This window comes from Falsiruegeria litorea R37, assembly GCF_900172225.1.
Taxonomy (GTDB): Bacteria; Pseudomonadota; Alphaproteobacteria; order Rhodobacterales; family Rhodobacteraceae; genus Falsiruegeria; species Falsiruegeria litorea.
In genome coordinates, this window is the sequence record NZ_FWFO01000002.1 from 346,464 (window position 1) to 364,490 (window position 18,027).

An 18,027-nucleotide genomic window follows, 5' to 3' on the forward strand; every position below is an offset into this window, starting at 1 on the left:
ATGAATGCTGGTTCGAGTCGCGAATGCATTCCTGCTCAATACATGCGATTTATCACCGCTCTTTTGTTGCAGGACCAAATGGGTCCTGACACTAAGATAGCGATTAGGCAAATCCACTTAGTCGTTGGCTGCATATCTCATTAAGACAGTCCACAAATGTTGCGTGTGCCGCGTGTTTTCTCGACGACTGGGTCTCGAAATAGCCATATTCAACGTTCGAAATGGGATGCCAGGGGATCAGAGCCACCGAAGGCAATAGTTCGGGCTCGACTGCCAGCGGATCGGCAAATGTGAAGCCGCCCCCCTCCCGCACCAATCGATATGCGGCGGCCCCCGCTGACACTTCGTGTTTGACGGGTAAGTTTAGGTTCTGCGCTGCAAGCGTCCGGTCTACGATACGACGTATGACAGTGTGTTTGTCCATCGCGATGTAGTCTTCCCCAATCAGTTCATTGGTCTCGATGTTCGTCTTGTCTGCCATTGCATGGTTTTTGGGAAGTAAAACGTGCAGTTGCGTCTTTGCCAAAAGTGTCGGACGCATTTCTTTGACCGGTAAGGGAAGGGTGGAAATGCCTACATCAAACAGGCCAAGCTCGATCGTTCGCCCCAAGTTGCGACGTGGATGGATCTCAAGCTGCATTCTCAAACCTGGGTCTCTTTTGCTTGCCAGTGTCATCGCCGGAAGAACCAACCCATTTACGGCTCTGGGATGACACAAAATTCTCAAAGGCACCGTGTGCTCAGACGAAAGCCGGTTGAAAAACTCGGGGATGTTGTCGATAGCGGATAGAATTCGCACGGCCTCAGGATAGAACAGCTCCGCCTCACTGGTGGGGATAAGTTGTTTGTGTTCGCGGTAGAACAAAGTAGCTCCCGCTTCCAACTCCAGTATCTGAATCAATCGGCTTGCTGCAGGTGCGCTTAAGTTCATTCTCTGAGAAGCACGCGCAAGTGACCCTTCTTCAATAATACCGACAAACAGGTGCAGCGCTTTGTTGTTCAGGTTCATGATTTCAATTTCTCAAACGTTTATTCGAATCATTATAATTTTTCTACGGAAGCAGCTTTGATACAAGTCTTGCCAACCTATCTTCGGGAACGTTTCTAGTGGGAGGATCTTATGGAACGCAGGGAATTTTTGAAAATCACGGGTGCAGCTTCGGCAGGGCTGGCCTTGTCCGGTACGGCGGCGTTTGCGGAATGGAAGCCGCGGCGCCCGGTGAATGTCATCTTGCCGTACAAGGCCGGTGGCGGCACCGACAGCTATGCGCGCGCCGTGGCCTCGGCGGGGGACGGGCTGTTCCCGGTGCCGTTTGTCGTGGTGAACAAGCCGGGCTCGTCGGGCATGACCGGTGCGACCGAAGCAGCGCGAGGGCGCGCGGATGGGACCACGGTGATGTTGACCTCCGCGGGCTCATTCTTGCTGACATCGCTGCTGCGCGACACCGATGTGACACCGCTGGATTCATTCCGCATCGTTGCGCAGATCGGTAAGCTGACCACGTCGCTGATGGTTCCGGCCAGCAGCCCGTATCAGTCGCTGGACGATCTGGTCGCGGATATCAAGGCCCGCCCGGGTGAGGTGCGTTGGGCGCATACCGGCAATGGCGGTTTCCATCACGTCGCGGGCCAGGGCTTTCTGGACAGCAATGAGTTGGACGCAGTTGGTGTTCCGTTCAAGGGCGGCTCGGCCACCCGTGCGGCTCTGATCGGTGAGCAGGTTGATTTCGCGATGATCGGTATTCAGCAGGCCGCCGGCTTTGAAAATGAGCTGCGCCCGCTGGCGCTGAACTCGGACAAACGGGATGCGTTCATGACGGATGTGCCGACCTTCAGCGAAGCAGGGTTCGAGGCCGTCGACGTGAGCTCACCCATTGTGCTTTTTGCCCCCAAGGATACGCCGGATGATGTTGTGGCGCGGCTCGAAGCGGCAATGAAAGAGATCACCGAATCTCAGGCTTTCATCGATGCGATGGCCGAACGTGGCAACACACCGGTCTTCCTGCCTGGTGCCGAGGCCGAGGCCAATTTGAAAGCGATGAAAGACAACGTTCAGTCGATCATCGGCGCTCTGAAAAGCTAGGGGTGATCCGATGACAACACGTGTTCTGAACTCAAATACGGTTATTGGCGGGGTTCTGACGGTGTTCGGGTTGGCGGCAGTCGCCGCAAGCCTGAGTATCAATCCGGACCCTGACGGCGGATGGGGCGCTCGGATCTTTCCACTCGTTGGATCAGTTGCTCTCGTCGTGCTTGGTGTCTTGGAATGCGTGAAAGGGCTGTCCTCTTCTGCTCCAATCTCTCCTCCCAAAGAAGAGGGCAGTTCCCCCCTGCCTGCCATTTTCAGTCTGGTGGCGTTGTCGCTGGCCTATGTCTGGCTGATGGGGAAGTTTGGCTATCTGATCAGCACCGGCATCGCCGCAGTTCTGGTTCTGATGATATTCGGCGTCCGCAATCCTTTGGGATTGCTGGTCGCCGCAATCATTTGCCCAGCCATCTACCATTTCATCTTCTTTGTCATGCTTGGCGTGTTCCCGCCCTATGGCGAATGGTTCGACTTGCTTGATGTCATTGAAGGGAACTGATCATGGAAATCTTTGCAGCTCTTGGAGCAGTTCTGACCGATCCCATTATCCTTATGTGGATTCTTGTTGGGGCGGTTGTCGGCATGGTCGTTGGTGCCATTCCTGGTTTGACCGCATCCGCAGCAATCGCAATGTTGTTGCCGGTGACCTTCTACATGCAGCCTCTGGCAGCGTTGGCCTTTCTTTATGTGATCGGCAAATCAGGTCGCTATGGCGGATCAATCGCCGCAATCCTGTTTAACACGCCCGGAACGGCGGCCTCAGCCGCGACACAGATTGACGGATATCCACTGTCCAAACGCGGCATGTCGTCAAAAGCGATGAAAGTGGCGACTGTATCATCCATCATAGGCGACTATGTTGGTGAAATTCTTCTGATCGCCGGCGTCGGTATCATCGCCGCCATCGCTCTGAAACTGGGTCCGCCAGAACTGTTTGCGGTCTACTTCGCCGCCTTTGTGGTCATCGGTTCGGTCATTGGCAAGTCGATCACCCGGGGTCTCGCCTCCGCCGCATTGGGGGTGCTGATCAAGATGATCGGTCTGGATCCGATTTCGAACGAAGAACGCTTTACCTTTGGCAGTTTCGATCTGACCAACGGCATCTCGCTGGTGCCGCTGATGATCGGCATCTTCGTATTGGGTGAGGTGTTCTCGCAGCTCGAAGCGCGCGGTCAGAAAATTGAGCAGTTCGACGAGCCGGAAGGCGAAGACGCCAAGGCCAAGAACCATCTGAGCTGGGCTGAGTACAAACCCTGTGTTCCGCATGTTATCCGTTCGTCCTTCATCGGCGCGTTTATCGGGATGCTTCCGGGACTTGGGTCCGCGATCGCTGCTTTCGTTGCCTATGGCGAGGGCAAGCGCAAAGCCAAGAACCCTGAGCAATGGGGCAAGGGCGCGCTGGAAGGTATCGCCGCACCCGAGGCCGCTAACAACGCGGTCTCTGGTCCATCGATGGCACCGCTGCTGACGCTGGGTATTCCCGGTTCGACCATTGGTGCCATTCTGGTCGGCGTGTTCCTGATCCACGGCATTCAGGTCGGTCCGACGCTGTTCCTGACCCAGAAAGAGCTGATCTATCAGTTGTTCGCCTGCGGTCTAATCGGCATCGCGCTCTATGGTCTCATCGGGTATTTCGGCGCGTCCTTTGTGGGTCGCTTCATCCTGAAGATCCCGACGGATGTTTTGTATCCGATCATCTTCCTCACTTCGTTCATCGCGGCCTATTCCTCGCGCGGGAACCTGTTTGACGTGCTGGTCATGGTGATCGCTGGATTTGGCGGTTGGTTGATGAAACGCTACGACTTCAACCCTGCAGCCTTTGTCATCAGCTTCGTGCTGGCCGGTGGCGCGGAAGAAACCTTCCGGCAGGCCCTGCTGCTGAGCAACAACGGAGCACTGATTTTCTTCACTCGCCCGGTCGCCCTGGGCTTCCTCCTGCTGGGTGTCGTTGCCGTCTTCGCACGCGCCAGATCACTCAGCAAACAGGCCAAAGAAGCCTCACTCAAAGACGCATGAGGAGATCCAAATGAGTTTGCCACTTACCGGCATCAAGGTCATTGACTTCACGCATGTCCTTGCAGGACCTGCCTGCGGCTACTACCTCGGCCTTCTCGGGGCCGAGGTCATAAAAGTCGAAAGTGTTGGTCGCGGCGATTCCATGCGTTATCGTGGAGGAACGGACCCTGTGCGAGCGGCCGAAGGGATGAGTACCGCCTACATAACTCAGGGTTCTGGCAAAAAGTCGGTCGAGATCGACCTTGCCAGCGACGCCGGCAAAGTGGAGATGTTCGATCTACTCGAGTCCGCAGACGTTTTTGTCGAAAACCATTTGCCCGAAACAATGAGACGCCTTGGTTTGGATGAAAAGCGGACAGCCCGATTTTTTCCGCGCCTGGTTCATTGCTCGATGACCGGTTATGGGCGGGGCGGTGACAGAGAAAATGCACCTGCCTACGACGTTAATATTCAGGCTGTTTGTGGCATCATGACGATGACAGGCACGGCTGAATCCGGGCCACTGCGAACCGGAGCGCCGATCATGGACTATAGCGTCGCCTTGGCAGCGGGGTTCGCAATCTCAGCGGCGCTCTATCAACGTGAGCAGACTGGCAAAGGGACGTTTATTGATGTTTCCATGCTGGAAACTGCGTTCACGTTGATGAGTTCGACGATCACTGATTACAAGCTGACTGGCAACGTGCCGAAACCTCGGGGCAACGCCGCCAATAGTCGAAGCCCCGGTGCGGGCAGCTTCGATTGCAAACAGGGTGTTCTTAGTCTTGGCGTCAACGAAGAATCCCAGTTTCAGGCACTGGCAAGGGTGTTGCAGCGTGAAGACTGGTTGACCGGGACCAAATTCGCAACCAGACAGCAGCGCACAGCAAACAAAGCGGAACTGGAGCATGAATTGGCCAGTATTCTGCTGACTCGCACAGCAGACGAATGGGAAGCGGACATGATCTCAAATGGGGTGCCTGCTGCACGGGTCAGGACCATGCCCGAAGCGCTTGCACTGCCTCAAGTCGAAGCGCGCGGCTATCTCCACACTGACCCGGAGACGGGCGCAGTCGTTCCGACCCTGCCGTTTCGCATAGGTGACAGCGGGCCGTTCAAACCGGTTTCCAGCGCCCCCCGACTTGGTCAGAACAACGGCTGAATGAAGGCCATTGCCATGTAGTTTTTCGGGGGCGAACGCTGCGCCTGCGGAGCCGCAACCTGCCGCGGATGGAAACTATGGATCAAACGCTGACAATTATCACGTTGTGGCGAAAGTACACTTCGTCCCCACCTTGCTCATTTTCTGACGAAATCTCGCTGTGCTTGGCACGAATGGCCGCTAATTACGCCGCATTGCCGTTCTCAAGATGATGCACACGAGGCAAAATCTGTGCTGCGAGCGCGCGCAGCGAGAAATTGCTATGACTGCCGTGGACCAGAATGATCTTGTGCCGCATGAAGGACGGATATCGACATCAGCGGTATTGAGTTCGATTTCGTCCGATCAATCCGTGTTTGGGATGTCCGGCATTACAGTCACAAACGTCGTGGCCGGGATGAAGGATGCAGCGAACGTTTTAATATGCGGCTCGGGTCCTATGGCCCACAGGGTGGGTTTGGCTGGCAATACACCAGCCCTGCTGCTGCGCCGACTTGGGTGTTGCCGTCCCGGCGCTGTTTCTCATCCAACTGGAGGCGCGGTGTCGGTGTCGAGTGGGAAGACTGCGAAGGCAACCACGGCTACGAATGGGTTGCTTATTGAGAGAGCTCTGTCTGCCCGTCTGTTCCTGCCGGGCGGTATTCAGGGCGGAGCTCAGTCAGCCCTTCTTGGCGTTACTATCGATCGCGGCCATACGAGCGACAACGTCGCTAGCAATGCTCTCGTAGAGCGTGGCTTGCCGTTCTCTCACTGAACCTGGTTTGGGGTCACTTTGAGCGTTCTGGACAGAGTTCTCGCAGTGATGCAAAACTATAACCCTCAGCAAGGGTCAAAAAATAGCCACCTCCAGTTTCGTTACCCTGAAAAGTAGTGGGAGAGTGTTGCATACAAACGCTAAGATTGCGAAATAGTAGAAATACCCTCAGATAGCAAGAATATTCGATAGCCATGACGCTTCAGTTGAAATCGAGTCCAATTTATAAGAAGTTTTCGATATGCATCCTAGTTTCCCTGGTTTCACTAGGATATCAATCTACCTCCGCCGAAACAACTTTTGATTTTCATTGGACAGTGAGGCACAAGCCAAACCCTGATGGCCCGAGGAAAAAACCTGGAAACTTCACTATTAGTAAGATCTGGGTTAACAAATGTTTGCTGATATCAGAACACACGAGGTGCATAAATCGAGTAAGACCATTTTTGATACGAACAACCAAAATCGAAGTGGATTTAGCTAGCGTTGGAGGGACAAACTTTATGAACCTCAATGGAGGTTATAATCAAGATCCTGAAACAACACACCGTGCAGACATTGTGATATTATCCGGAAGTAAAATAAACAAACTTACTAGAACTGAAAACTTACGCGGGAGTAAGACCCTGAGTTTTCAAGATCCAAACATCCCGCCAGATCGGTATCCGCTTCGTCCAAATGTTAGTATCAGCCTTCCTTACGGGCAAAGAAATGATGTTTATCAAAAATTGTCAAATCACATAATCGAAAACTGCCATCACCACGAGGTTGATACATAAATGGGAAGTAGCCCTTTTTCTCTCAGTGAAGATTTTTAGGCTGTTACTGGATTCAATCCGGGCAACATTGGGAAAATGACAGATGCAGAGTTGGTAGCCGTCGCGCTGACCACGAACCGAAGCATGTACCCGAAGGATCTCAACAGAAGGCCGCGACTGAAAACGGGGCGGACACATACAGGTACAGCTACACTCCCTTGGCGGATCAATCATGCTGCGCAAAACCGCTTGACTGGGAAGGCCCCGTTATCGAAGTCCCGAGCCTAGGGTTGACAAGAGTCTAGGCTCGGACACCTTTCCCTAGATATCAGTTACACGTCCATTGTTCAAAGTCAGACCACTGTACCCCGGAATGTCTCCAAAGAGCTGAAACGTTAAGATCTGGAAGAAATAGTGCGTAGTTGAACATGACGGAGCGCTGAAGAAGCATGAGGATTTTGAGCCCAAACTGATCCTAAGCGGGCAAAACGCTTAGAACGATTAGGTGCTAAATTATTGATTTTAAGTGGAGGCGAGTACCGGAATCGAACCGGTGTACACGGATTTGCAATCCGCTGCGTCACCACTCCGCCAACTCGCCGTTCCGTTGTGGTTTGGGCGTATTAGGCGATTCCTGGGGTGGGTGCAATAGGCTAGCTTGGTTCGATCGATGGGGCTTCGAAGGGGGATCCAAGGTTGGGGCCACGGCACATATGTGACTATCTTCAGACGAGATGCGTCGCTTTTGCTCAGGTGCGCGGGTTGACGTTGCCGGGCGGGCAGGGATGTGGCAAAAGCTCAGACAATCGTTCGAAACATGAGCATGACATGACAGATTTTGCCGCCCGCCGCCGTATGATGGTCGACACCCAAGTTCGGCCTTCGGATGTTACGAAATTTCCGATTATTGACGCGATGTTGGCTGTCCCTCGCGAGAATTTTGTGCCTGTCGCGCAGCGTGAAGCTGCTTACGCTGAGGATCTGATCGATTTGGGGGCCGGGCGCAGCCTTCTCGAGCCGCGCACGCTGGCGAAAATGCTCGATGGTCTGAATATCGGCAATGATGAACTGGTTCTGGATGTGGCTGCCGCCCACGGCTATTCAACGGCCGTTACGGCCCGTATGGCTGAACTCGTTGTCGCTGTGGAAGAAGACGAGACACTCGCCGAAGAGGCACAGACCATTCTCATGGAAACCGGTGCAGACAATGCGGTGGTTCATGTCGGGCCGCTGACGGGTGGCGCTGCGGATCACGGACCCTATGATGTTGTAATTGTTCAAGGTGGGGTCGAAGAGGTGCCACAGGCGCTGATCGACCAGCTTAAGGATGGTGGGCGCATCGGCTGTATCTTTATCGAAGGCGACTTAGGCACCGTTCGCATTGGCCATAAATCCGGAGACCGGGTCACATGGCGATTTGCATTCAACGCCACAGCCCCTGTCTTGCCCGGCTTTGAGAAGGCACCAACCTTTCAGCTGTGACTTTTCGCGGGTTCCGTTGGGTGTGACCTTGCCTGTCGGCAGAATAAAGAGCAATCTGATTTGAACATTTGTAATGTGGTGGAGAAGCAAGCGATGCACAGAGCAGTGGCACGTAGACTTGCAAAGGTCGCGGTTCTGTCGGCAGGGGTTATCCTGGCAGGCATGATGCCGAAACAGGGACAGGCTGACAATCTCGCAGATGCACTGATCGGCGCCTACAACACCAGCGGCCTTTTGGAACAGAACCGTGCCCTGTTGCGGGCTGCGGACGAGGATGTGGCGATTGCGGTATCGGCGTTGCGTCCGATCATCGACTTTTCGGTTCGTGTGCAGCGGGCATTGGTGAACAGCGAAACCAATAGCTTGGTGACACAAACCCGGACATCTACGTTCTTCAGCGGGCTTGAGTTCACTCAACTGCTGTATGACGGTGGTGCCAGCATCCTAGCTAAACAGGCCGCACAAGAAACCGTGCTGGCCACGCGCCAGACGTTGCTGGAGGTCGAGCAATCGATTCTTTTGCGTGCAGTGGCCGCTTACATGGATGTCTTGCTGCAAGAAGAGAATGTGGTCCTGCGTCAGAACAACGTGCGTGTTCTGGGCGAAGAATTGCGAGCGTCCCAAGACCGCTTCGAAGTGGGTGAAGTCACACGTACCGACGTTGCGCTGTCCGAATCGCGTGTTGCTGCGGCTCGCGCCAATCTGGCAGATGCCCGCGGCGCGCTTACTACGGCGAAGGCAGAATATGTAAATGCGGTGGGGCGCGATCCGGGGCGTACAGCCGGGCAACCACGCTTGCCGAAACATCCCGCATCGATCAACGATGCAGTGGCGATCGCCGTTCGCAATCATCCCAGTATTCTGGCTGTCCAGCATCAGGTCAAAGCTGCAGAGTTGACGGTGGACCGCCAGCGGGCGGCTCTTGGACCGAACGCCAGCATCCGGGCGGATGTTGGTATCACCAATACCTTCGGCAATTCGAACTATAACAACACGGCTAGCGCCGGGTTGGTCTTCCGGCAGCCGATCTATGCTGGCGGTCGGTTGGCGGCAAACGTGCGTCGTGCAATGGCCACCCGGGATTCGGTCAAGTCCAGTTTGCTGAACACGCAAAAGGACGTGATCCAGGCCGTAAACCAGGCTTATGTCCGCTTCGAGACAGCGCAAGCCAACCTCCGGGCCACCAACGAGCGTGTGCGCGCGGCGCAGGTTGCTTTTGACGGCATCCGTGAAGAGGCCACACTGGGCGCTCGGACTACGTTGGACGTTCTGACTTCGGAGCAGGAATTGCTGGATGCGCAGACGTCCCAAATCCAGGCTCGGGCAGAGCGGTCTCTGGCGGCGTATCAGTTGCTGTCTGCCCAGGGGCTTTTGACGGCAGAGCGCTTGGGCTTGGCAGTGCAGATCTATGATCCGACGCTCTACTACAACTTGGTCAAAGGTGCGCCGGCGAAGGTTTCGAAACGCAGCAAGGACCTGGACCGTGTCTTGGAAGCACTAGGTAAGAACTGAGAATTCTCGCTATCTGTTGTGAGAATCCATGTGTGCCGCTACACTTACGACTTGAGATTAAGAGCGGTGAAAGCACATGTCTGATCCTGTTGCGAACGTTCAGATCGAAGATGTCCTGTCTTCGATCCGACGGTTGGTCAGCGAAGAAAGCAGAACGGAAACACGGCAAGAGGCGGCAAAACCGGCTCCGTCGTCTGATCGTTTGGTTCTGACCCCAGCCTTGCGTGTCGCTGAGCCCATAGACGATTCATCCAAATTGGACGAAGCTCAGGTTGGCGAGCCTGTAGACGCAAAGGTCGAGGCGGCAGGCGTTTCGGTTGATCTGGACAGTGCAGCACCATGGACGGATCCGGATGCAACCCTTTACGGAGCGGCTCATGAGCTGGGCCAGGCCGTAGATGAGTATTTTCCGGAACAAGACATCGAGGAGGTGGATACGGCGCCCACGACGATGGTTTTGGATGAGAAATATGAAGTTGCGCCCGAGCCCGAGGATGCATTCTTAGCCGAAGCCGAAGCCGAAGCCGAAGCCGAAGCCGAAGCCGAAGCCGAAGCCGAAGCCGAAGCCGAAGCCGAAGCCGAAGCCGAAGCTGTCTCATTTGATTCTGTGGAAGAGGCGGAGCTTCACGATGAGGACTTTGCCGAGGACCCAGCCATTGACGAGGAATTCGTTGAGTTTGTCGCTGCAGATGACGAGGGCGAGTTAGAAGAGATTGAGGCTGAACCGCTCACGTCAAAGATTGAGGCACTTGAAGCGGTGATCGCGCAGACACAGGACCAATGGGAGCCTGACGGCGAAGGTCATGACGCGTACTCCGGGACACGTGTCACAGCGATGGAATGGGAAGATCACGCCGATGGCGGCGAGATCCTTGAAGCCGAAGAATTCATTGACGAAGTTGTCGAGGACGTCGCACCAAAGGTGCAGGAAAAAGTTCGTGAAGCCGTGTCTGCTCCAGAGTTCACGGCAAGTGACGAGCCGTCCATTTTGGCCTCAGACGAAGCTGTGCTTGACGAGGAAAGTTTGCGCGAACTGGTTGCGGATATCGTGCGAGAAGAACTGCAAGGCGCTTTGGGCGAACGGATTACCCGTAATGTGCGCAAGCTGGTGCGCCGCGAAATCCACAGGGCATTGACCGCGCAAGAGCTGGAATAATGTTCACAGCCCTTTGGGTGCGCGGGCAAGCTGTAGCAGAAGATCCAGATCCATGTGGCGTTCCAGGTGATCGGCCAAGTCATCCAGCGTGGCTTCGACGCTTTCCTCGTAGGACAGATCCGAGCGATGCCCCAGTTCCTGCAAAAAAGCCGCCCGATAGCTGTCCGAGGCAAAGGTGCCGTGCAAATAGCTGCCACGCACGCGGCCGGATGGGGAAATCGCGCCTTCTGAACGTTCTCCGACCTGGAGCCACGGTCGGTCGCAATCCGGGCCTTCTGTGCGACCGATGTGGATTTCGTAGCCATAGACCGGCAGACCAGTGTGAATGTCTGTGGCCTGCGTTTGGGTGACTTTCTTTTGGCCAGCCATTGTTGTGTGCACGTCCAGCAGGCCCAGTCCTTCGACTTCGCCAATGAAGCCTTCGATCCCCTCGGGGTCGGCGATGGTTTTGCCCAGCATCTGATAGCCGCCGCATAGGCCAACCACATGCCCCCCGCGCCGCACATGCGCATAAAGGTCGATGTCCCAGCCCTGAGCGCGGAAATAGTTCAGATCGCCGATGGTGGATTTGCTGCCCGGAAGCAGGACCAGGTCCGCATCGCCAGGCAAGGGGCGACCCGCTGGGATGATCTCGACCGAGACATTGGGCTCGCCTGACAGAGGGTCGAGATCGTCGAAATTGGCCATCCGTTCCAGCTGTGGCACGACAATCTTGCAGGCCCCGCCGAGATGCGAGCGGATGTCCATCATGTCCTCGGCGGGAAGTTTCCAGGCGTCGTTGAACCAGGGCACCACACCCAAGCAGGGCCATCCGGTGCGGGCAGCGATATCATCGCGTCCCTCGTCAAACAAGGTGACGTCACCCTTGAACCGGTTCACAGCAAAGCCACTGATCTGAGCCAGATCAGTATCGTCCAAAACGGCCTGAGTACCGACGATCTGTGCGATCACGCCGCCACGGTGGATGTCGCCAACCAGAACCACCGGCACACCTGCGGCGCAGGCAAAGCCCATATTGGCAATGTCGCCTGCCCGCAAATTGGTCTCGGCCGGGCTGCCGGCTCCTTCGAGCAGCACCAGGTCTGCGTCCGCGCAGAGCCGGTGAAAACTCTCAAGCGCAGCAGCAAGCAGCTGTGCCTTGCCCTTTCGATAGTCACCCGCTTGCATAGTGCCACGGCGTTGTCCCTGGACGATGATCTGCGCGCCGGTGTCGGTTTCGGGCTTGAGCAAGATCGGGTTCATGTCGGTATGCGGTTCGAGCCCGGCGGCGCGGGCTTGCAGCGCCTGAGCGCGCCCGATCTCGCCCCCCACGGCCACAGCTGCGTTGTTTGACATGTTTTGTGGCTTGAAAGGCGCAACCCGCAGGCCTCGGCGGCTGAAAGCACGGGTCAGCCCGGCGACCAACATTGACTTGCCGACGTTGCTGCCGGTGCCTTGAATCATGATGGCTTGAACCATGCGCGCCTCCTGTTTCGCGCACAATTGACCTGATTTGGCGGTCAAGCGAAAGCCCGGAAACGACATGGTGGTGTTGCAAGGCGGAGCAGGGGGTAGAAAAGGAAAAGCGCGCTCCCCCAGGAGCACGCTTTTTCATGCAGCAGTAAATTGTGTTCAGGCAGCTTCGGCCTGCTGAGCGGCGTTGCGACGCTCGCTTTCTTCGCGCGACAGCGCAACCGAGGTGCGGACACCGCGGCCAACAAATTCCATCAAGCCCGAGACAACGCGCTCGTTCGGGTCGATGCCCGCGCAGCTCAGAACTTCACGGCCGTCACGCGACCGTGCCCAACGGGCGATCTGTTCAGGACCATTGCCGTATTTCTTGTCATCGGCGATGGCGTCATCCAGTGCAGCCAACACAACGGCTGCGAATAGTTTACGTGCACGATTGCCTTGTTCATTGTTAAAGGCAGTGCCGTCAACGAAATCTCTCATCTCGTCTTCCTTGTTGTTCTTGCTCTTGCAATTTCCGGCGTGGCGTTCCTTATGACGGATCGCATTTGATTCGGGTACCCCGTTTCTGCATAGCGCCGTTGCGTCATTTGCATGGCTTGGTGCGGCCGCAGCACAAGGTATCGTTGTCTTGCCAGGTAACGTCCCGCCAGATATAGGGTCTGCAAACTCTGCATCAAGCATGTGTGAAGGAAATATGTCATGCCCAAGATCAATGGGAACGAAATTCGTCCAGGCAATGTTCTGGAGCACAACGATGGTCTGTGGGCCGCGGTCAAGGTCGATCACGTAAAGCCTGGTAAAGGCGGCGCTTTTGCCCAGGTCGAACTGCGCAACCTACGCAATGGGTCCAAACTGAACGAACGCTTCCGCTCGGCGGACAAAGTCGAGCGCGTGCGCCTGGAGCAGAAAGATCAGCAGTTCCTGTACGAGAGCGACGGCATGCTGGTGTTCATGGATACCGAGACCTATGAGCAGATCGAATTGCCCGCAGAATTGCTGGGCGACCGTCGCCCGTTTCTGCAGGACGGCATGACAATTGTTGTCGAATTTTATGAATCCGAGGCGCTGAATGCCACGGTGCCGCAAAAAGTCATATGCCAGATCGTCGAGACCGAGCCGGTTGTGAAGGGGCAGACTGCCGCCAACTCGTTCAAGCCCGCGATCCTGGACAATGGCGTCAAGGTCATGGTGCCTCCCTTTGTTGGCCAGGATGAGATGATCGTGGTGAATACCGAGACCATGGAATATTCGGAACGCGCCTGATCAGAGGGCGCGGTCGACCACAGGAGGTGGTCGATTTCTTTCAAAGAAATCGGGCCGGAAACTTTGAAAGTTTCCGGTGCCGGGTTCAAACGTTTGCACGACTTCTTTGGTTTTGGTCGTCGAATAGCTCGCGCAACAACTCGTATTTGATCCTGTTGGCGCTGACTTGTCGGTAAAAGGCAATCAGGAATGCGGTTGGAGCTTGAATACGACCCAGGCCTATGGTGGCAGCTACCACTGTGCCGATGTCGGTTTTCCCCTCGATCACCAGCCAGCCGCCCAGCAACAACACCGCCACGGTCCCGGCACCATTGATGGTGCTGAGCAGGAACTTGGTCGACAGCTTCCAGATGAACATGTGGCGACGGGCTTCGTAAATCTCGTCAAAATGAGTTTTAACGGCGGCCTCGGCCTCTTGCACGTCGCGCGCCGTTAGCTGATCGGTGGCCTTGCGCAGCACGCGCACCCGTTCGGCCACGTATTGGTTCACTTTGGCTTGCGTCACCAGAACGATGACCACTTGTGGCAGGATCATCATCAGCGCGATCGTCCCAAGGCCCGGCTGTGAGGTCGCGATGAAACCGATAACACTGACCAAGGTACCGATCTGCACAACAGGTTCCGAGATGGCCGCGCCGGCGAATTTACCCAACTCCTCTGCCTCGGCCGAGACGGCGGTGGACAGGGTACCTTTGCGCAGGCCTTCACCTTGGGTGTCGGCGATAACCGCCCCTTCGACCAGACGGCTACGGATCAGGCGGATGATGTCCTCACCCAATAGGCCCGAGCGATAGCCCATCAGCCACTTGAGCCCCAGGCTCAGCAGGATCGCCAGCATCATGAAAGAGCAGTACCAGAGCAGATCTTCTTCGTTGATCTCGTTCTCGGTCAGCAGGTTGACGATGTCCTTTTGGAACTCCAGCGGAACGGCAGCCAAAAAGGCGATGGCCAGCGACAGGATGATCAGAACGATCTGCCGACCCGAACTGACCCGCCAAATGGCTGCGTATAGCTGAAGCATGCGATGTGTCCCCAAGACCCTTGCCTGGTCGACACTGTGCCGGTCTTTGGTTTGAATTTCAAACCCTTGGGTCAGGCAAGGCGAACGGTGGCCTCACCCGCCTGCATATCCCCCTTAGCCCGATCAAAGCGCAGATAGGCGATCCCTTTGCCACCTGACTGGGTGAACAGCGTGCCAACCGGTTTGCCATTGGCCACAATCTCGGAGCCTGCGGGGGTCTCCCCTTCGACCACCACCTGGCGCAGCCCTTTGCGCAGCTCGGCCTTGTGTTTCATCCGCGCCGTGACCTCTTGGCCAACATAGCAGCCTTTCTTGAAGTCGACGCCCTGCAACACCTCAAACCCGCTTTCCAGGATATAGCTGTCTGGGGTCAGTTCGACGCCCGTCTCGGGGATGCAATGCGCCACCCGGATTGCGTCCCAATCCGTGCCATCATCGCTGGCCGGGGCGGCGGAATAGGCACGCCAACCCATCTCGCCGTGGCGCGGGTCGGGCAGAGCACCTTCGGGGGCCTCACCGCTGCCGCGTTGCAGGTTCAGCCCGCTGTCTGCGATCTGCACATCAGCGCGCAGCTTGTACATGCTCAGCCGTTTCACCAGCCCGTCGGCCAGCTCCTCGGCCACATCCAGCAGCACGTCGTCACCATCGCGGGCCAGAAAGAAATCGGCCAGATACTTGCCCTGCGGCGTCAGGATCGCGGCATAGACCAGCCCCTGATCCAGCTTGTCCACGTCATTGGTCACCAGCCCTTGCAGGAACGTGACAGTGTCCGCACCACTCAGGCGCAGGATACGGCGGGCAGTCATGGCGGTCCCTCGTTTCAAATCCACGCGCCAGTGATATAGGAGAACCCGAGCCAGTGACCAGAGGGGACGTACATGCCCGCCAAGATAAGCATCGTAATCCCCACGCTGAACGCCCAGGCCAATCTGGCCCGCACGCTTGAGGCGCTGATGGAGGGGCTGGGACAGGGGCTGATCCGCGAACTGATCATCTCGGATGGCGAGTCGACCGACGCCACGCTCAAGATCGCCGAAGAGGCCGGGGCCGAGATCGTCACCGGCGCGCCGTCTCGTGGCGGGCAGTTGCGGCGCGGCTGCGCACAGGCCAAGGGCGAATGGCTGCTGGTGCTGCACGCCGACACGGTGCTTGAGGCGGGGTGGAGCGAAGTTGTGGCCGACCACATCCAGACCAACCGCGCGCCCGCCTGGTTCCAGCTGGCATTCCGCGCGCGGGGGATCATGCCCGCCTGGGTCGCGGGCTGGGCCAATCTGCGGTCGCGCCTCTTTGGGCTGCCTTACGGCGATCAGGGGCTGTTGGTGCGGCGCATCGACTATGACAAGGCGGGCGGTTACCCGGATCAACCGTTGATGGAGGATGTGGCGATTGCCCGCGCCCTTCCACGCCTCACCGGTCTGCCCGTGCGCGCGATCACCAGTGCCGAACGGTATCAGCGCGCAGGCTGGCTCAAACGGGGCGCACGCAACCTGTGGACGCTGATGCGGTATTTCGCGGGAACTTCACCCGAGACGCTGGCCGACAGCTACCGCCGCTGATCCAGCAGCTCCACCACGGATTTGCCAAGGCGGAACGGCGCGGCGAAGCTGACCAGACACAGCGCGATCACCTGCAGGATCAGGATATGCGCGTTGGATTGCAGATACTCCCACTCGTCCTTCAGCTTGCCGACCTGCTCGACCAGATCGTCATAGGCCATCGCCAGGATCAGGTAATCGCCCGCTATCGTCGGCACCTTGCGGCGCATGTTGTCGACAGCCGCTTGGGTGGGGGCGTCCAGCGTGGTGAAGACCAGGAACTGATCGGGGTCGAACGCGTTGGCCTGTTCGACCATCTCGTCCATCTCATCCATGTCGTCGCCGCCCCATCCGAACAGAAAACTCAGCCCCGCCAAAGGCGCGACCTCATTTGTCACGGCGATGAACAGGGGCAGTTCGGCGTTGGACGCGGTCGAGGCCGAGAGGAATTCGACTTTGTCGCACAGCACCGCGATGTCGCTGTCGTAAGCCGGGTCACAGAACCGCAGCCGGAACCGCGCGGCGTCGCGGTCGAATGCGGATGTGGCGGCATAGGCGATGTCGATTTGTCGGTCGAGCCGCGAGCTGTCGGCCTTGTAAAGCCCCGCAAGCACCGCAACCAAGGCCCCGATGCCGCCCAGAACGACCCAGACCAGATCCGCCAGCTTCCACGCCCGGTGGCCCGCGGGTTTGCGGAACAGAAACCCGGTGCCGATGCAGCCTGCCAGGAAAAAGGCAATGAGCAGGGGGAGTTGGTTGTCAGCGATGAAATTCATGGGGGGAGTTTAGGCGGCTGGATGGGTGACGCAACAGCCCTCACGCATTTGTAGGGTTTGTGTCGCTCGCGATTGCACCCCCAAGCAAAATGCTATGCATTTTGCCGCGCCTGACCTTCCCCCCGGGAAGGCGCTTCACGCCTCCCCAAGGTCAGGCGCGGGATAGAGGTGTTAGCAGTCTTCCCTGTGCTCAGAGTTCATATTCATTGCCGCTTTCGCAAGTTCAGAATACATGCGGAAAAGAGTCTTCTGAGTTGGTTTTTTACCATCCACTGACCGAAGAGATTTTTCGAGATCACGCTTATTGCCAGAGACAATAGTTCGTTCTGCCGTGAGTGCAGTGATTGCGTTTAGGTTTTTCACCAAGGAAACAGAATTGATGATTTGAGAGGGGCGATCACTCCAAAGCACATCTGAACTCGGTTTCTGGGTATCGCCGAACAACAGCAAGTCACTTGCGAGTGGGAAGAAGCACAAGGTTCTTGAACTCAGGTTAGGTAAAGTTGCTACAAGCTTCTTTCGTTTGCGATTTACGGAGAAATAGGCTACTGGATGATCGCTCGTTATCAATTTTGACGGCGAATTTATCCTAACAGTCCGATAAGAAACATGTTTCAGAATGTTGGAGACGCCTTGTGCTAAATGAGCGCTGGATTGTAGGCCAATCTTTGTAATAGCGTCTGAATCTCCTTCGCGGGCTCGCCTCAGAAGTTCAATTGCGGCTTTTTGAACGCCCAAAACTCTCAAGCTACTGTCACTTTTGGGAGAATACCTAAGAAGTAGTTCGGTCATTAGTCTTCTAGAAAGAGGCGACCGGATGATTTGAAGGGTCATAAAATCAATTGTAAGCCTTAGCATTGCTGAAGTTTGAACCCCGCTCCGCAGCGTTTCTACTGCTCTGGGATATTCTGTCTCGAAAGTTCCAAAGAATTGTTCAACCGTACTGCGGTCTACAGTTCCGTCATCCAGAAGGGCGGTGTTGAAGTCCTTTCGAACCGCCACGTTTATAGGTTGCGTCGCGAAAGTTTTGTTGTTCAGCTTCTCGTGAACCTACACACAGTTGCCAGTGTCTAAG

Annotated in this window: 16 protein-coding genes and 1 tRNA gene; 9 read left to right on the forward strand and 8 right to left on the reverse strand. The window is 56.4% G+C overall.

Annotated elements, in window-relative coordinates:
• Positions 1-103 precede the first annotated feature (103 nt).
• Complete coding sequence (locus TRL7639_RS15270; RefSeq protein ID WP_085796719.1) at positions 104-1,009, reverse strand: LysR family transcriptional regulator; 906 nt, start codon at positions 1,007-1,009, stop codon at positions 104-106.
• A 111-nt stretch (positions 1,010-1,120) separates the two neighbouring features.
• On the opposite strand from TRL7639_RS15270, the gene TRL7639_RS15275 reads away from it, so the two are divergent.
• From TRL7639_RS15275 to TRL7639_RS15290, 4 genes are read left to right on the forward strand one after another with little or no spacing between them, the layout of a single operon-like run.
• The gene (locus TRL7639_RS15275) at positions 1,121-2,083 is read left to right on the forward strand and encodes a Bug family tripartite tricarboxylate transporter substrate binding protein (RefSeq protein WP_085796717.1); all 963 of its coding nucleotides are present in this window, start codon (positions 1,121-1,123) and stop codon (positions 2,081-2,083) included.
• Between the two features lie 10 nt (positions 2,084-2,093).
• Positions 2,094-2,585 carry a tripartite tricarboxylate transporter TctB family protein gene (locus tag TRL7639_RS15280; protein WP_085796720.1) on the forward strand — a complete coding sequence of 164 codons (492 nt, stop codon included), beginning with the start codon at positions 2,094-2,096 and terminating at the stop codon, positions 2,583-2,585.
• Positions 2,586-2,587: 2 nt separating this feature from the next.
• Positions 2,588-4,102 (forward strand): tripartite tricarboxylate transporter permease, encoded by a 1,515-nt coding sequence (locus TRL7639_RS15285; RefSeq protein WP_085796721.1) that lies wholly within the window; start codon positions 2,588-2,590, stop codon positions 4,100-4,102.
• A gap of 10 nt (positions 4,103-4,112) precedes the next feature.
• Positions 4,113-5,243 carry a CaiB/BaiF CoA transferase family protein gene (locus TRL7639_RS15290; RefSeq protein WP_085796722.1) on the forward strand — a complete coding sequence of 377 codons (1,131 nt, stop codon included), beginning with the start codon at positions 4,113-4,115 and terminating at the stop codon, positions 5,241-5,243.
• Positions 5,244-7,282: 2,039 nt separating this feature from the next.
• On the opposite strand, the gene TRL7639_RS15300 is transcribed toward TRL7639_RS15290, so the two are convergent.
• Positions 7,283-7,356 (reverse strand) — tRNA-Cys (locus TRL7639_RS15300).
• 227 nt (positions 7,357-7,583) lie between these two features.
• Here TRL7639_RS15300 and TRL7639_RS15305 point away from each other — a divergent pair.
• The 3 genes from TRL7639_RS15305 to TRL7639_RS22830 all read left to right on the forward strand — a co-directional run bounded on the left by TRL7639_RS15305 (position 7,584) and on the right by TRL7639_RS22830 (position 10,905).
• Positions 7,584-8,237, forward strand: coding sequence for a protein-L-isoaspartate O-methyltransferase family protein (locus TRL7639_RS15305; RefSeq protein WP_085796723.1), 654 nt, complete (start codon positions 7,584-7,586; stop codon positions 8,235-8,237).
• Positions 8,238-8,330: 93 nt separating this feature from the next.
• Positions 8,331-9,749: a TolC family outer membrane protein gene (locus TRL7639_RS15310; protein ID WP_085796724.1), complete on the forward strand. Its 1,419-nt coding sequence runs from the start codon at positions 8,331-8,333 to the stop codon at positions 9,747-9,749.
• A gap of 76 nt (positions 9,750-9,825) precedes the next feature.
• Positions 9,826-10,905 (forward strand): hypothetical protein, encoded by a 1,080-nt coding sequence (locus TRL7639_RS22830; RefSeq protein WP_110647155.1) that lies wholly within the window; start codon positions 9,826-9,828, stop codon positions 10,903-10,905.
• Positions 10,906-10,908: 3 nt separating this feature from the next.
• Here TRL7639_RS22830 and TRL7639_RS15320 read toward each other — a convergent pair whose 3' ends face one another.
• Positions 10,909-12,363: a cobyric acid synthase gene (locus TRL7639_RS15320; RefSeq protein WP_085796925.1), complete on the reverse strand. Its 1,455-nt coding sequence runs from the start codon at positions 12,361-12,363 to the stop codon at positions 10,909-10,911.
• Positions 12,364-12,516: 153 nt separating this feature from the next.
• The gene (locus TRL7639_RS15325) at positions 12,517-12,837 is read right to left on the reverse strand and encodes a DUF6280 family protein (RefSeq protein WP_037310273.1); all 321 of its coding nucleotides are present in this window, start codon (positions 12,835-12,837) and stop codon (positions 12,517-12,519) included.
• Positions 12,838-13,056: 219 nt separating this feature from the next.
• On the opposite strand from TRL7639_RS15325, the gene efp reads away from it, so the two are divergent.
• Positions 13,057-13,620, forward strand: coding sequence for an elongation factor P (gene efp, locus TRL7639_RS15330; protein ID WP_085796725.1), 564 nt, complete (start codon positions 13,057-13,059; stop codon positions 13,618-13,620).
• Between the two features lie 85 nt (positions 13,621-13,705).
• Here the strand turns inward: efp and TRL7639_RS15335 are convergent, their stop codons facing one another.
• A complete protein-coding gene (locus TRL7639_RS15335) occupies positions 13,706-14,641 on the reverse strand; it encodes an ABC transporter transmembrane domain-containing protein (RefSeq protein WP_085796726.1) in 936 nt (311 codons plus the stop codon).
• A 71-nt stretch (positions 14,642-14,712) separates the two neighbouring features.
• Positions 14,713-15,447: a CAF17-like 4Fe-4S cluster assembly/insertion protein YgfZ gene (gene ygfZ, locus TRL7639_RS15340; RefSeq protein WP_085796727.1), complete on the reverse strand. Its 735-nt coding sequence runs from the start codon at positions 15,445-15,447 to the stop codon at positions 14,713-14,715.
• Positions 15,448-15,519: 72 nt separating this feature from the next.
• Between ygfZ and TRL7639_RS15345 the strand changes: the two genes are divergently transcribed.
• Positions 15,520-16,197, forward strand: coding sequence for a TIGR04283 family arsenosugar biosynthesis glycosyltransferase (locus tag TRL7639_RS15345; RefSeq protein WP_085796728.1), 678 nt, complete (start codon positions 15,520-15,522; stop codon positions 16,195-16,197).
• Here TRL7639_RS15345 and TRL7639_RS15350 read toward each other — a convergent pair.
• On the reverse strand, positions 16,185-16,952 hold the full coding sequence (locus tag TRL7639_RS15350; RefSeq protein ID WP_085796729.1) for a hypothetical protein: 768 nt from the start codon (positions 16,950-16,952) through the stop codon (positions 16,185-16,187). The two genes, TRL7639_RS15345 and TRL7639_RS15350, sit on opposite strands and share 13 nt — an antisense overlap.
• Positions 16,953-17,123: 171 nt before the next feature.
• Entirely contained in the window at positions 17,124-17,990 is an 867-nt protein-coding gene (locus TRL7639_RS15355; protein WP_085796730.1) for a DUF4238 domain-containing protein, read from the reverse strand.
• Positions 17,991-18,027 lie beyond the last annotated feature (37 nt).